General features: G+C 74.9%; 12 protein-coding genes. 9 read left to right on the top strand and 3 right to left on the bottom strand.

Annotated features, from left to right (window positions below; translation table 11 throughout):
- Window positions 1-166 precede the first annotated feature (166 nt).
- From M1O15_RS06310 to fabF, 5 genes are all read left to right on the top strand, one after another.
- Complete coding sequence (locus M1O15_RS06310) at window positions 167-1,351, top strand: PucR family transcriptional regulator (RefSeq protein ID WP_248632228.1); 1,185 nt, start codon at window positions 167-169, stop codon at window positions 1,349-1,351.
- A 109-nt stretch (window positions 1,352-1,460) separates the two neighbouring features.
- Window positions 1,461-2,384, top strand: a complete 924-nt coding sequence (locus M1O15_RS06305) for an ACP S-malonyltransferase (protein WP_248632227.1) — start codon at window positions 1,461-1,463, stop codon at window positions 2,382-2,384.
- 16 nt (window positions 2,385-2,400) lie between these two features.
- On the top strand, window positions 2,401-3,432 hold the full coding sequence (locus tag M1O15_RS06300) for a ketoacyl-ACP synthase III (protein WP_248632226.1): 1,032 nt from the start codon (window positions 2,401-2,403) through the stop codon (window positions 3,430-3,432).
- 236 nt (window positions 3,433-3,668) lie between these two features.
- On the top strand, window positions 3,669-3,917 hold the full coding sequence (locus tag M1O15_RS06295; protein WP_105866898.1) for an acyl carrier protein: 249 nt from the start codon (window positions 3,669-3,671) through the stop codon (window positions 3,915-3,917).
- Between the two features lie 67 nt (window positions 3,918-3,984).
- Window positions 3,985-5,247, top strand: a complete 1,263-nt coding sequence (fabF, locus tag M1O15_RS06290; protein WP_248632225.1) for a beta-ketoacyl-ACP synthase II — start codon at window positions 3,985-3,987, stop codon at window positions 5,245-5,247.
- A gap of 98 nt (window positions 5,248-5,345) precedes the next feature.
- Here the strand turns inward: fabF and M1O15_RS06285 are convergent, their stop codons facing one another.
- Window positions 5,346-6,101, bottom strand: coding sequence for a hemerythrin domain-containing protein (locus tag M1O15_RS06285; protein WP_248632224.1), 756 nt, complete (start codon window positions 6,099-6,101; stop codon window positions 5,346-5,348).
- A gap of 83 nt (window positions 6,102-6,184) precedes the next feature.
- On the opposite strand from M1O15_RS06285, the gene M1O15_RS06280 reads away from it, so the two are divergent.
- Complete coding sequence (locus M1O15_RS06280; protein ID WP_248632223.1) at window positions 6,185-6,670, top strand: MarR family winged helix-turn-helix transcriptional regulator; 486 nt, start codon at window positions 6,185-6,187, stop codon at window positions 6,668-6,670.
- A gap of 80 nt (window positions 6,671-6,750) precedes the next feature.
- Here M1O15_RS06280 and M1O15_RS06275 read toward each other — a convergent pair whose 3' ends face one another.
- Window positions 6,751-7,245: a DUF3145 domain-containing protein gene (locus M1O15_RS06275; protein WP_248632222.1), complete on the bottom strand. Its 495-nt coding sequence runs from the start codon at window positions 7,243-7,245 to the stop codon at window positions 6,751-6,753.
- A 361-nt stretch (window positions 7,246-7,606) separates the two neighbouring features.
- Here M1O15_RS06275 and M1O15_RS06270 point away from each other — a divergent pair, with 361 nt between their 5' ends.
- Together M1O15_RS06270 and M1O15_RS06265 are read left to right on the top strand one after the other, a co-directional pair.
- A complete protein-coding gene (locus tag M1O15_RS06270) occupies window positions 7,607-8,527 on the top strand; it encodes an SGNH/GDSL hydrolase family protein (RefSeq protein ID WP_248632221.1) in 921 nt (306 codons plus the stop codon).
- A 123-nt stretch (window positions 8,528-8,650) separates the two neighbouring features.
- Window positions 8,651-10,141 carry an alpha/beta fold hydrolase gene (locus M1O15_RS06265; RefSeq protein ID WP_248632220.1) on the top strand — a complete coding sequence of 497 codons (1,491 nt, stop codon included), beginning with the start codon at window positions 8,651-8,653 and terminating at the stop codon, window positions 10,139-10,141.
- Window positions 10,142-10,233: 92 nt separating this feature from the next.
- On the opposite strand, the gene M1O15_RS06260 is transcribed toward M1O15_RS06265, so the two are convergent.
- Entirely contained in the window at window positions 10,234-12,708 is a 2,475-nt protein-coding gene (locus M1O15_RS06260; protein ID WP_248632219.1) for a glycoside hydrolase family 3 protein, read from the bottom strand.
- Window positions 12,709-12,986: 278 nt separating this feature from the next.
- Here M1O15_RS06260 and M1O15_RS06255 point away from each other — a divergent pair, with 278 nt between their 5' ends.
- Window positions 12,987-14,204: a pyroglutamyl-peptidase I gene (locus M1O15_RS06255; RefSeq protein WP_248632218.1), complete on the top strand. Its 1,218-nt coding sequence runs from the start codon at window positions 12,987-12,989 to the stop codon at window positions 14,202-14,204.

The raw sequence follows: 14,204 nt of genomic DNA, 5'->3' as shown, positions 1-14,204 counted from the left end.
GACCCCCCGGACCTCGCCACCGCGCCCCGCTCCCGGACCCGCCTCCGTACCCCGGTCCCCTCCTCCGCTCCCCGCCACCGGCCCCCGGCCGGAGAACGCCCTCCGCGCACCGCCCCCCGAACCCCGCCACCGCACCCGGACGTCGCGATAAGGCAGTCTTGTCCCCGTGCCTGAACCCGCTGCGAACGACGCCCACCCGCATTCCGCGACCCTCAAGCGCTTGGAGCGGTCCTCCGGGCGGCTCGCGGCGAACGCCATCGCCCGCATGGACGAGACGCTGCCCTGGTACCGGGCGATGCCGCCGGAGAACCGGTCGTGGATCGGGCTGGTGGCGCAGGCCGGCATCGCCGCGTTCACCGAGTGGTTCCGGCACCCGGACACCCCGCAGGCGATCTCCACCGACGTGTTCGGGACGGCGCCGCGGGAGCTGACCCGGGCGATCACCCTGCGGCAGACCGTGGAGATGGTGCGCACCACCATCGAGGTGATGGAGAGCGCCATCGAGGAGGTCGCCGCCCCGGGCGACGAGTCGGTGCTGCGCGAGGCGCTGCTGGTGTACGCGCGGGAGATCGCCTTCGCCACGGCGCAGGTGTACGCGCAGGCGGCGGAGGCGCGCGGCGCCTGGGACGCCCGGCTGGAGTCGCTGGTGGTCAACGCGGTGCTGTCCGGGGAGGCCGACGAGGGCGCGGTGTCCCGGGCGGCGGCGCTGGGCTGGAACTCGCCGGACCATGTGTGCGTGATCCTGGGCACCGCCCCGGACGGGGACAGCGAGCTGACGGTGGAGGCGATCCGCCGGGCCGCCCGGCACGCCAAGCTCCAGGTGCTCACCGGGGTGCTGGGCGACCGGCTGGTGGTGATCGCGGGCGGCGACGACAACCCGATGCATGTGGCGAAGGCGCTGATCGGCCCGTACGCGGCGGGGCCGGTGGTGGCCGGTCCGGTGGTGCCGGACCTCCAGGCGGCGACCCGGTCCGCGCAGGCCGCGGCGGCCGGGCTGAAGGCCTGCTCGGCGTGGCAGGACGCGCCGCGGCCGGTGCTGGCGGACGATCTGCTGCCGGAGCGGGCGATCGCCGGGGACCCGTCGGCCCGCGAGCAGCTGGTGGAGGAGATCTACCGGCCGCTGGAGGAGGCGGGCTCGGCGCTGCTGGAGACGCTGAGCGTCTACCTTGAGCAGGCGAGCAGCCTGGAGGGCGCGGCCCGGATGCTGTTTGTTCACCCCAACACCGTGCGCTACCGGCTGCGCCGGGTGACGGATGTCACCGGCTGGTCGCCGTCCGATGTCCGTTCGGCGTTCACGCTGCGGATCGCGCTCATCCTCGGGCGTCTGGTCCAGGGGGACGGCCAGGCCTAGTCTGGTGCCGCCCGCTGCCCGCCTTTGTGGGACACCGACAATTCCCCCAGCGGTTCTTCGTCCCTGTCCCCACGGGCGTCGGGGGCCGCGCACAAGAGAGAGTGTGAGAGTGCTCGTACTCGTCGCTCCCGGCCAAGGCGCTCAGACGCCCGGCTTCCTGACTCCCTGGCTCGACCTCCCCGGTGCCGCCGACCGCGTCGCCGCGTGGTCGGACGCCATCGGGCTCGACCTCGCCCACTACGGCACGAAGGCCGATGAGGACGAGATCCGCGACACCGCGGTGGCCCAGCCGCTGCTGGTGGCGGCGGGTCTGCTGGCCGGGTCCGCGCTGGGGGACGCCTCCCCCGGCGCCGTCGCGGGCCACAGTGTCGGCGAGATCACCGCGGCGGTGTTCGCCGGGGTGCTCGACGAGACGGCCGCGCTGCGGTTCGTCCGCACCCGCGGGCTGGCGATGGCCGACGCGGCCGCCGTCACCGAGACCGGGATGTCGGCGCTGCTCGGCGGCGACCCGGAGGTGTCCGTCCCGCACCTGGAGGGCCTGGGCCTGACCGCGGCGAACGTCAACGGAGCGGGCCAGATCGTGGCGGCCGGCACCCTGGAGCAGCTGGCCGCGCTGGCGGAGAACCCGCCGCAGGGCGTGCGCCGGGTGGTGCCGCTGAAGGTGGCCGGGGCGTTCCACACCCGCCACATGGAGCCCGCGGTGGCGGTGCTCGGCGCGGCGGCCGAGGAGCTCCGGGCCGCCGATCCCGCCGTACCGTATGTGTCGAACAAGGACGGCCGGACCGTGGCCGAGGGCGCCGACGTCGTCGCCCGGCTGGTGGGCCAGGTGGCCAACCCGGTCCGCTGGGATCTGTGCATGGAAACGTTCCAGCAGCTCGGCGCCACGGCGCTGGTGGAGGTGTGCCCGGGCGGCACGCTCACCGGTATCGCCAAGCGGGCCCTGAAGGGTGTCGCGACGGTCGCCCTGAAGACGCCGGACGACCTCGACGCGGCACGCGCGCTCATCGCCGAGCACGCGCGGCCCGCGGTCTGACAAGGAGCCGTAGAGCATGGCGAAGATCAAGCCCAGCAAGGGCGCCCCGTACGCGCGGATCATGGGTGTCGGCGGCTACCGTCCGACCCGGGTCGTGCCCAACGAGGTGATCCTGGAGCGGATCGACTCCTCCGACGAGTGGATCCGCTCGCGCTCCGGCATCGTCAGCCGCCACTGGGCCGGCCCGGAGGAGACCGTGGCCGCGATGTCGGTGGAGGCGGCCGGCAAGGCCATCGCGGACGCCGGGCTCGCCCCGGAGCAGATCGGCGGGGTGATCGTCTCCACCGTCTCCAACTTCCGCCAGACCCCGGCGGTGGCCACCGAGATCGCCGACAAGCTCGGCGCGGGCAAGCCGGCCGCGTTCGACATCTCGGCGGGCTGTGCGGGCTTCGGCTACGGGCTGACCCTCGCCAAGGGCATGGTGGTCGAGGGCTCGGCCGAGTACGTGCTGGTCATCGGCGTGGAGCGGCTGAGCGACCTGACCGACCCGGAGGACCGGGCGACGGCCTTCCTGTTCGGTGACGGCGCCGGCGCGGTCGTCGTCGGCCCGGCCGACGAGCCGGCCATCGGCCCCACCGTGTGGGGCTCGGAGGGCGACAAGTCGGAGACCATCCGGCAGACCGTGCCGTGGACCGACTTCCGGAGCGGCGACACGGCGAAGTTGCCGCTGGACGAGCGCGGCGAGGTCAAGTTCCCCGCGATCACGCAGGAGGGCCAGGCGGTGTTCCGCTGGGCCGTCTTCGAGATGGCGAAGGTCGCCCAGCAGGCGCTCGACGCGGCCGGGATCACCGCCGCCGACCTGGACGTCTTCATCCCGCACCAGGCCAACATGCGGATCATCGACTCGATGGTGAAGACCCTGAAGCTGCCGGAGCACGTCACGGTCGCCCGGGACGTGGAGACCACCGGCAACACCTCGGCCGCCTCGATCCCGCTCGCGATGGAGCGGCTTCTGGCGACCGGCGACGCGAAGAGCGGCGACACCGCGCTCGTCATCGGCTTCGGGGCGGGTCTCGTGTACGCCGCGACGGTCGTTACCCTCCCCTAGGCACGGTTCGGGTCCTCCCGGGCAGGCCCGGCGTCCGTCACACCGGTCGCCAGGCCCCCGGAGCGGACCTCCGGACCGGCCGCACCCCGCCCCCTCGGCGGGACGACTCCCCTGCCCCGGACGGGGCGGCGGGAGGAGGCACCGAGGGATCCGCCGGGTCCGCCCGGCGGGCCGGACACACCTCCATACCCCTCCCGGCACCAGACACCGGGCAGGCCACACCGAAGGAGCGCCACATGGCCGCCACGCAGGCAGAGATCGTCGAAGGTCTCGCGGAGATCGTGAACGAGATCGCCGGCATCCCGACGGAGGACGTCCAGCTGGACAAGTCCTTCACCGACGACCTGGACGTCGACTCGCTGTCCATGGTCGAGGTCGTCGTCGCCGCCGAGGAGCGCTTCGACGTGAAGATCCCCGACGAGGACGTCAAGAACCTGAAGACCGTCGGCGACGCCGCCGACTACATCGCCAAGCACCAGGGCTGATCGGACCGCCACCCGGCGGTGGCGCCGTGTTTCCGCACACCTCGATACTCGTGGAGAGAGAAATCCTGTGAACTCGACCAATCGCACCGTGGTCGTCACCGGTATCGGCGCAACCACACCGCTGGGTGGCGACTCCGCCTCGACCTGGGAGGGCATGCTGGCGGGTCGCTCCGGGGCCCGCGCCCTGGAGGGCGAGCGCTTCGCCGAGCTGCCCGTCCGGATCGCGGCCGTCGCGGCCGTGGACCCGGGCGACGTCCTGCCCCGCCCGTTCGCCCGCAAGCTGGACCGCTCGGCCCAGTTCGCGGTGATCGCGGCCCGTGAGGCCTGGGCCGACGCGGGCTTCACCGCCCGGGCCGGCGAGGACGAGCAGGTCGCCCCCGAGCGCCTGGGCACGGTGATCGCCTCCGGTATCGGCGGCGTGATCACCCTGCTCGACCAGTACGACGTGCTCAAGGAGAAGGGCGTACGCCGGGTCTCCCCGCACACCGTGCCGATGCTGATGCCCAACAGCCCCTCCGCCAACGTGAGCCTGGAGGTGAACGCCCAGGCGGGCGTGCACACCCCGGTCTCGGCGTGCGCCTCGGGCGCCGAGGCGATCGGCTACGCCGTGGAGATGATCCGCACCGGCCGCGCCGACGTGGTCGTGGCGGGCGGCACCGAGGCGGCGATCCACCCGCTGCCGGTCGCCGCGTTCGCCAACATGATGGCGATGTCCAAGAACAACGACGACCCGCAGGGCGCCTCCCGCCCCTACGACAAGGGCCGCGACGGCTTCGTCCTCGGCGAGGGCGCCGGTGTCGTCGTCCTGGAGTCTGCCGAGCACGCCGCCAAGCGCGGCGCCCGCGCCTACTGCGAGGTGCTGGGCCAGGGCCTGTCCTCGGACAGCCACCACATCGCCCAGCCGGAGCCCACCGGCCGCGGTGTCGCCGCCGCCCTGCGCGGCCTGCTGGACACCACCGACCTGAAGCCCGCGGAGGTCGCGCACCTCAACGCGCACGCCACCTCCACCCCGCAGGGCGACGTGGCCGAGGTCAAGGCGCTGCGCTCGGTGCTCGGCGACGAGCTGGACCACATCGCGGTCTCCGCCACCAAGTCCATGACCGGCCACCTGCTGGGCGGCGCCGGCGGCGTCGAGACCGTGGCGACGGTCCTGGCGCTGTACCACCGCACCGCCCCGCCCACCATCAACGTGACCGAGCTGGACGAGGAGGTGGACGCGGACGTGGTGCGCGACGAGCCCCGCGAACTGCCCGAGGGCACCATCGCCGCGATCAACAACTCCTTCGGCTTCGGCGGCCACAACGTGGTGCTGGCCTTCCGCACCGTGTGACCGCCGCATCGACCGGTACGCCACCGGGGCCCGGGTCTCCCCTCGCGGGAGGCCCGGGCCCCGGTGCGTGTCCGCACGGCGCGTCTCCGGTACGAAGCTCAGCGCGCCGCCCAGGCCTCCGGAGCGCCCAGGTCGTCGTAGAGGCGGGCCCGCTGCGCCGGGGCCAGGGTGGTGCTCAGCGCGTACAGCCCGGAGCCGGCCTCGGTGGGCGGCAGCGCCTCCACGGTGGCCCGGGCGATGGCGGCCCGCACCCGCGGCGGCAGCGCGGGCAGCATGCCCCGCAGGTCGCCGAGGCGCTGCTCGGGCGAGCGGGTGGCCTGGAAGCCGCCGAACACCGCGCCGAGATCCCCGTCGCCGTACGCCGCCCAGAGCGCGGGCATCGCCACCGTCTCCTCGGCGTGCAGGTGGGCCAGATAGGCGCTGATCAGCTCGTTGACCGCGAGGTACAGCGCGTGCTGCGCCTCCGCCCGGGCGTCCGATCCGGCCTGGGCCTCCGATCCGGCCCGGGCGTCCGATCCGGCCTGGGCCTCCGATCCGGCCCGGGCGTCCGATCCGGCCTTGGGGAAGGCGCGGGCCCGCTCGTCCAGCGCGGCCAGCGCGGCGTCCAGCCGGATGTGTTCGGCGTCCAGGGCGTCGGCCGCGGCGGGCGCCCGCTCGCGCAGCAGCGGGTGTATGTGGGTGTCCTCGTGGTCGGCGTGCTCGCGCAGCTCCGCCGTCATGGCCAGGGCGCGGTCGGCGAACTCCTCGGCGACCGCCTGGTCGGCGCCGTCCGCCGCGCCGAGCTCCACGGCGAGGGCGAAGAGTCGGGCCCGCTGGCCCATGTGAACATTCCGGTACAGATCGATCCTGGGCATGCGCTGTTCTCCTCGGTACGTACCCCCCGACTAGCATGACAACAGGTTTCCACTCAGACAATAGCTTGTCAAAGGAGTCGGTCATGTCCGATGCCCTCCCGCCCCCGGCGCCCGCCGCGCCCGGGAGAACCGACGCCTTCGCCCTGCTGGTGGCCGATGTCTACGAGGCGGCGGGCGCGCTGCGGCGGCTCGGCGAGCGGACGGCGGCGACCGAGGGCCTGACCCAGGCCCGCTGGCAGGTGCTGAGCGCGGCCTCCGAGCAGCCGGTCACCGTCCCCCAGGCCGCCCGCCGCCTCGGCGTCACCCGCCAGAACGTGCAGCGGGTCGCCAACGACCTGGTGGAGCGGGGCCATGCCGCCTTCGCCGGCAACCCCGAGCACCGGGGCTCCCCGCTGCTGACCCTCACGCCCACCGGCCGGACCGCGCTGGAGCGGGTCACCGAGCGGGCCGCCGCCCACCACCGCGTCCTGCTGGGGACCCTCCCGGAGCAGGACGTCACCGCCGCCCGCGCCCTGCTGCGCCGGCTGCTCACCGAGCTGGACCGCGAGGAGCGGGCCGCGGCGGAGTGAGCCCCCGGGATACGCGAACGGGCCCGCCCCCACAAGGGAGCGGGCCCGAAGCCGTACGCACACGGGGTCCTGACGTGCGGTCAGACCACCTGGTGGAGCCAGCGGACCGGGGCGCCCTCACCCGCGTACCGGAAGGGCTCCAGCTCGTCGTCCCAGGGCTTGCCCAGCAGCCGGGCGACCTCCGCCTCCAGTTGGGTCTCGCCCTGCGCGGCCCGGGCCACCGCGGCGCGCAGCCGGTCCTCGGGGACCAGGATGTCGCCGTGGATGCCGGTGACCGCGTGGAAGATGCCCAGTTCGGGGGTGGCGCTGTAGCGCTCGCCCTCGGCGGTGGCGCACGGTTCGGCGGTCACCTCGAAGCGGAGCAGCTGCCAGCCGCGCAGCGCGGAGGCGAGTTTGGAGGCGGTGCCCACCTCGCCCCGCCAGGAGAACTCGGCTCTCCAGGTGCCCGGTGAAGCGGGTTGGCGGATCCAGTCGAGCTGGACCCTGGCGCCGAGCACTCCGGCGACCGCCCATTCCACGTGCGGGCACAGCGCGCGGGGGGCGGAGTGTACGTACAGGACTCCACGTGTCGTCACCGGGACCTCCAGAGTGGGACGAGGGTCGCCATTCCCAGCGGCCTCAGTAAACAGCATCAGGAGTGAAACTCCACAAAAGGGACAGCATGTGACGTGATGTAATTTACCGGAGCCGACCGGCGGGACGCCTGCCGGGTCCGGGGCCACCGGCTGCGGCACCGGCCCGCCTCGACGGGCCAAAGCTACCGTGCGCAGGGGCGCATGGGGATGGCGTACGGTCGAGCGGGAGGTCCGCACCGCGGAACCCGGCCCCGGAACACCACCGCGACACCACCGGAACACCGTGCCACTTCCGTCACCGAACGTGACGGGAATCGGCGGATGTTTCACCCGCCAGGACGCCGACGAAAGGGCGACCCCCATGCCCCGCAGCCGACGGAGCCCCCGTACCACCGGCCGGTCGGCCCTGCCCCCGCGACCCGCGGCCGGGGTCGCGGCGGTGGTGGCCGCCGCACTGCTCGCGGGCACGGCCGGCTGCGACCGGGCGCCGGCCGAGCGGCCCCGGGCCGAGCGCACTTCACCCTCCCCTACCCCCACGCCCGGCTGGGACCGGGACCCGGCGTCGCTGGCCGCCGTCGGCGACTCCATCACCCGCAGCTTCAACGCCTGCGGGGTGCTGACCGACTGCCCCGACTCCTCCTGGGCCACCGGCACCGATGCCCGGGTGAACAGCCTGGCCCGGCGGCTGCTCGGCCCCTCCACCCTGTCCACCCGTACCTGGAACCTCGCCAAATCCGGTTCGCGGATGGCCGAGTTGCCCGGGCAGATGAGCCGTGCGGCGGCCCACCGGCCGGACCTGGTGACCGTGCTGACCGGGGCCAATGACGCCTGCCGGAGCAGCGTGGCGGCGATGACCCCGGTCGCGGAGTACCGGGCCTCCTTCGAGGAGTCGCTGCGGCGGCTGCGGGACGGCTCCCCCAGGAGCCGGGTGTATGTGGCGAGCGTGCCGGACCTGCGGCGGCTGTGGGCCACCGGCTGGGAGAACCCGATGGGCCGTCAGATATGGAAGCTGGGCCTCTGCCCGTCGATGCTGGGCGGCGCCGAGGACACCGGTGCGAGCGCCGAGCGGCGCCGGACCGAGGTGTACGAGCGGGTGGTGGCGTACAACGAGGCGCTGCGCGAGGTCTGCGAGCGGGACCGGCTGTGCCGGTACGACGGCGGGGCGGTGTTCGACTACAGGTTCACCGGCGACCAGCTCAGCCCCTACGACTGGTTCCACCCGAGCCTGGACGGCCAGGCCAGGCTGGCCGAGATCGCCTACCGCCGGATCACGGCCCCCTGACCAATAGTTATAGCTTCTCACTTAAATTATTGACTCTCGCGAGTTGCGGTTATAGCTTCTCACCAACGCAGGAAGCTCCTCAACCGCGCCGGTCCGGCGCGCCGACGCTCCGGGAGAGTCGCCATGCCCCGCCCCGCCGCCCGTCCCCTCCGCCTCAGGGTGCTCGCCCTCGCCCTGGCGGCGGCCACCCTCGCCACCACCCCGACCGCCCTGGCCCAGGACCGCCCGGAGCGGGCACCCGCCGCGAGCAGGATCGACTGGACCAGCTGCGCCGACGCCGAGCTACGGGAGATGGGGCTGAGCTGCGGCACGCTCAAGGTCCCGGTCGACCACGCCCGTCCGGGCTCCGGCAGCCTCACCCTGGCCCTGGTCCGCCGCCCCGCCGACGACCCGCGCCACCGCACCGGCACCCTGCTGCTGAACAACGGGGCCGGCGGGTCCTCCATCGAGCAGCTGCGGCTGGCCATGCGGGCGCGACTGCCCGCCTTCGCCGGGGCGATGACCGAGCGGTTCGACCTGGTGGCGGTGGACCCGCGCGGCGTGGGGCACAGCACGCCGATCCGCTGCGACAAGCCCCTCAAGCCGGCCGGAGTCAGCCACTTCCCCCGCACCCGGGCCGCGTTCCACGCACTGGCGGCCCACAACCGCGCGTTCGCCGCCGACTGCCTGCGCCGCACCGGGCCGCTGGTCGCGCACACCGATCTGACGTCCACCGCGCGGGACTTCGAGGCGGTGCGGATCGCACTGGGCGAGGCCCGGCTGAACTGGTACGGCATCCACTACAGCACCCTGCTGGGCCGCACCTACGCCGATCTCTACCCCGGCCGGCTGCGCACCATGGTCCTGGACACCGCGCTGGACGACACCACCTCGCCCACCGAGCGGATCGTCCGGGAGGCGGCCACCGCCGAGGAGGCGTTCCGCCGCTTCACCGCCTGGTGCGCCGGCTCGGCGGAGTGCGCCCTGCACGGCGAGGACGCCGGAGCCGCGTACGACGCGCTGGTCACCCGGGCCGACCGCACCCCCGTCCCGGTCGGCGGCGGCGGACGGCCGCTCACCGGTGAGGACATCCGCGAGGCCACCCAGGACTATCTGACCCTCTCCGGGGTCACCTGGCCCCTGCTCGCCGAGGCCGTGGTCAAGGCCCGGGGCGGTGACGCGTCCGACTTCCTGCGCGACCCGGACGACACCCTGAACCCGGTCCAGGTCCGCGTCCCGGCTTGCCTGGACCACGCGCGCCCGGTGACCACGTTCGACCAGCTGACCCGGTTGCGCAAGCGCCTGGAGCGGGTCTCCCCGCACCTCGGCGGCGCGGTGCGCTCGTACACCGCGCTGACCGGCTGCCTCGGCTGGCCCGTCCCGGCCGAGCCGGTCGCGGCGGGCGCCCCGGTGCACGGCGCACCGCCCGCGCTGATCCTCCAGTCCACCCGCCAGGCCCTCGCCCCGCACAGCGCGGGCCCCGCCATGGCGGCCCAGCTGCCCGGCAGCGTGGTGCTCAGCCGCGAGGGCGACGACTACAGCATGTTCCTGCTCTCCGCCTGCGCCCGCGAGGCCACCAACCGCTACCTCACCACCCGCGCCCTGCCCGCCCCCGGCACCCTCTGCACCGACTGATCGAGGGCGCGCAGAGAGCCCCGGGGCGGTTGTCAGGGACCGCCCCGGGGCCGCCGGGGTGGGGGCCGCGGACCGCGTCCGGATCGCCGTGCTCAACGCTCCAGCTCGGTGCTCAGCCGCAGGTCGGCGAGCGAGCGGCCGGCGTGCAGCCGGTACGGCCCCGGGACGGTGATCCATACCCCCCGCTCCTCGTCCCACGCCTCGAACGCCCGCTCGGGCAGCGGGACACGGACCTCGGCGCTCTCGCCGGGACCGGCCTCCACCACGGCGAACCCGGCCAGCCAGCGCAGCGGGCGCTCCACGGCCTCCCGGGCCGCGCCGACCGGCTCCAGATAGAGCTGGACGGTCTCCCGGCCGGGCCGCTCCCCGGTGTTCACCACCCCGACCCGGGCGGCCCCGTCGGCGGCTTCCAGGGCCTCGTACGCCCAATCGGTGTACGTCAGTCCGTGGCCGAAGGCGTAGGCGGGCGCCGTCCCCGCCCGGTCCCAGGCCCGGTAGCCGATGAACAGGCCCTCGGTGTAGTCCAGCCGCCCGTCGGTGGGGGCGGTCCGGGTGACGGGCGCGTCGGCGAGGGCGGCGGGCCAGGTGGTGGGCAGCCGCCCGCCGGGCTCCTCCGCGCCGAGCAGTACGTCGGCCAGCGCGGCCCCGCCCTCCTGCCCGGGGAACCAGCTCAGCAGCACCGCGGCCACCTCCTCGCGCCAGTCCATCTCCACCGGGGAGCCGGAGTTGACCACCACCACGGTGTTCCGGTTGGCGGCGGCGACCGCCCGTACCAGGTCGTCCTGGCGGCCGGGCAGGGTGAGGGTGGTGCGGTCGAAGCCCTCGGACTCGACCCGCTCGGTGGTGGCCACCACGACCACCGCGGTGTCCGCCGCCCGGGCCGCCTCGACCGCCTCGGCGATCAGCTCGTCCGGGTCGCGGCGCGGGCCCAGGTGGACCAGGGAGAACACCACGGCGGGCAGCGGCGCGGCGGCCTGCTGCTCCCGGTCCAGCGGATGGCGCAGCGAGACGGTGACCGGTACGCCCGCGGTGAGCACCGCCCGGCCGCGCTCCTCGGGTGACCCGAAAAGGGCCTCGAACGGGTCGCTCTCCTCCCCCCTCGGCTGCACCCCGTCGAACAGCACCGTCCCGTCCACGGTGAGCGTGTAGGCGCCCAGCCCCTGGGTGCCGAAGGCATGGGCGCCGCTCTCCCGGGGGGTGAAGGTGCCGGTGACCTCGACCTCGGCCAAGGTGTCGTGGCCGACCCCGTCGGGCAGGTCTCCCCCGATCCACTGGAACTGGCCGGAGGGCAGCGAGCGCTCGCCGAGGACGGCGCCCTGGGCGTCCCGGCAGACCGCGCGCAGGGCGAAGCCCGGTCCGGCGGCGGCGAGCTCGTCGGTGGGGTCGGCCCCGACCGCGTAGCGCAGCGCCCCCTCGGGCAGCAGCCGGGCCAGTCCGTCCAGCGGGGAGACGGTGTGGTCGGGGAAGACCTGCGCGGAGCCGCCGCCGAGCACCCGGGGCTCCCGCGCCGCCGCCCCGATCAGCGCCACGCTCCCACCGGACGCCAGCGGCAGGATGCCACCGGCCCTGTCGTCCCCCTCCCGCGGCTCGTTGCGCAGCAGGACGAAGGAGCGGTGGGCGATCTCCCGGGCCAGCGCCTCGCCGTCCACCGGGGCGGGCGGCTCGGGGGCGGCGGGCCGGGCCCCGGCCAGGGCGCCCACCCGGGCGGCGAGCCGCAGCACCCGGCGTACCGCGTCGTCCACCGCCGCCTCGGGGACCTCGCCGGCCCGCACCGCGGCGGCCAGCGGCTCGCCGTACACGGTCCGCGGGCCGGGCATCGCCAGGTCGAGGCCGCCCGTGATCGCCCGTACGGTGTGCCGGGCGGCCAGCCAGTCGGAGACGTTGACCCCGTCGAACCCCCACTCGCCCCGCAGCACCCCGTTCACCAGCTCACCGTGCTCGGTCATGGTGACCCCGTTGACCCGGTTGTACGCGGTCATCACCCCCCAGGGGCGGGCGCCGGTGACGATCGCCTCGAACGGGGCGAGGTACAGCTCCCGCAGCGGGCGCGGGGCGATCCGGTTGTCCACGGTGAACCGGTCGGTCTCGGCGTCGTTGCCGGTGAAGTGCTTGACCGTGGTGGCGACCCCGCCCTCCTGCACCCCGCGCACATAGCCGGTGCCGATCGCCCCGGTGAGCAGCGGGTCCTCGCTGTACGCCTCGAAGTGCCGCCCGCCCAGCGGCGAGCGGTGCAGGTTGACGGTGGGCGCCAGCAGTACGTGGACGCCCTTGCGGCGGGCCTCCTGGGCGAGCAGCCGGCCGGCCCGGCGGGCGAGGCCCGGGTCCCAGGCGGCGGCGAGCGCGGTCGGCGAGGGCAGCGCGATCGACGGGTCGTCGGCGCTCCAGCGCACCCCGCGCACCCCGATGGGCCCGTCGGACATCACCAGCGCGGCCAACCCGATCTCCGGGACGGCCGGCAGCGTCCACATGTCCTGCCCCGAGAGCAGCCGCGCCTTGGCGTCCAGGTCGAGCGCCCCCAGCGCCGCCTCCACCGCCTTCGCCGTGTCCTCTGCCGTCTCGTCCGCCACTGCCGTCTCCCCTCGCCGTCGCCGCCTCCGTGATCCGCCCTGCCATGGTGCGCCCGGAACCCTGGCGGGGCGACAGCTCGGCCGGGGGTTCCTCCGGCCCTCGGGCGCGCGCTAGCGTGCCGGGACCGGTGCCGCCCGGTGCCGGTGGGGCCAGAGAAGGGGAAGGTGTGCCTGCGGTGGACCGCTCATGGACACGGACGGCTTCGAGGACGACGGCAAGGGTGAGGGGTACGGGGAAGGGGGCGGCGGCACGGGCCCGTTGGCGTACGTCGGCGGTGGTGGCCGGGGGGCTCGCGGCCCTGGTGGCCGCCGCTGCCGCGCCCGCCTCGGCGGCCCCCGCACCGGTCACCGTGGAGGAGGCCCGGCTGGACCAGGCGGTGCCGAGGGAGATCCTGCACCGCAGCGGATTCGACTCCGTGGCACCGGAGTTCGCCGCCGCCCTGGCGGACGCCCGGAGCGCGGCGACCGCCGAGCGGACCGTCGTCCGGCACGGGGCGGCGCTGTGGCGGCGGGCCGTGGACCGGGTGCAGGGGCGCGGCCCGGCCGGTGGCGACCTGGCCCGGGACGACGACCGCCCGCTGTACTGGGCGCGCCTCGCGATGACCCGTGAACTGCGCTCCTGGCAGCCGTCGTTCCCGCTCCCCCCGGCGGCCCGGCAGCGGCTCACCGACCGGCTGACCGACCGCTTGGAGACCGCCTCCCGGGGCCAGGACTCCCTGACCTACCCGGCCTCCGACCGCCGGAAGGTGCGGCGGATCCTGCTGACCGGCTTCGACCCCTTCACTCTCGACCGGGACATACGGATCTCCAACCCGTCGGGCGCGGCGGCGCTGGCGCTGGACGGCACCCGGATCCGCACGGCCGACGGCGGCTGGGCGCGGGTGGAGACGGCCGTCTTCCCGGTCCGCTGGCGGGACTTCGCGGACGGCGAGGTGGAGCGGGCGCTGCGCCCGGTGCTGCCCCGGGTGGACCTGTTCACCACGGTCAGCCAGGGCCGGGTGGGCAAGTTCGACGTGGAGCGCTTCAACGGCGCCTGGCGCGGCGGCTTCGGCGACAACCTGAACGTCTCCGAGACGGGCACCGTCCCGGTCGCCCACCCGGGCTCGCAGCCGCAGTGGACGGCGACCACCCTCCCGTACGCCCGGATCACGGCGGCGGCGACCGGGCGGTTCCCGGTGTACGACAACACCTCGGTGACCGAGGTCCCGGCGGGCTCCACGGCCCCGGTGGTGCGCCCGGACGGGCCGACGCCGGGCTCGGCGGCGCGGGCCGGAGGCGGCGGTGACTACCTCTCCAACGAGATCGCCTACCGCGCCACCCTGCTCCGCGACCGGCTGGGCCTGCGCTCGCTGCCCGGCGGCCATGTGCACACCCCGGTGCTCCAGTTCGGCGCGGGCGACACCGAGGCGGTGACCGACCCGGAGTTCCTGCGCAACCGGGCCGACATCACCGCCCAGGTGCGGCAGATCCTCACGGTCGCGGCCGCCCGCCGCTGA

Source organism: Streptomyces lichenis, assembly GCF_023218175.1.
Lineage (GTDB): Bacteria > Actinomycetota > Actinomycetes > Streptomycetales > Streptomycetaceae > Streptomyces > Streptomyces lichenis.
The sequence above is the reverse complement of the archived record's forward strand: the minus strand, read 5'-3'. Positions and strand labels throughout refer to the sequence as shown.

Excerpts from the sequence above, each read along its gene's own strand:
- M1O15_RS06265 (WP_248632220.1), top strand. The coding sequence starts at position 8,651 with ATGCCCCGCCCCGCCGCCCGTCCCCTCCGCCTCAGGGTGCTCGCCCTC.
- M1O15_RS06295 (WP_105866898.1), top strand. The coding sequence starts at position 3,669 with ATGGCCGCCACGCAGGCAGAGATCGTCGAAGGTCTCGCGGAGATCGTG.
- M1O15_RS06280 (WP_248632223.1), top strand. The coding sequence starts at position 6,185 with ATGTCCGATGCCCTCCCGCCCCCGGCGCCCGCCGCGCCCGGGAGAACC.
- M1O15_RS06300 (WP_248632226.1), top strand. The coding sequence starts at position 2,401 with ATGGCGAAGATCAAGCCCAGCAAGGGCGCCCCGTACGCGCGGATCATG.
- M1O15_RS06270 (WP_248632221.1), top strand. The coding sequence starts at position 7,607 with ATGCCCCGCAGCCGACGGAGCCCCCGTACCACCGGCCGGTCGGCCCTG.
- M1O15_RS06285 (WP_248632224.1), bottom strand. The coding sequence starts at position 6,101 with ATGCCCAGGATCGATCTGTACCGGAATGTTCACATGGGCCAGCGGGCC.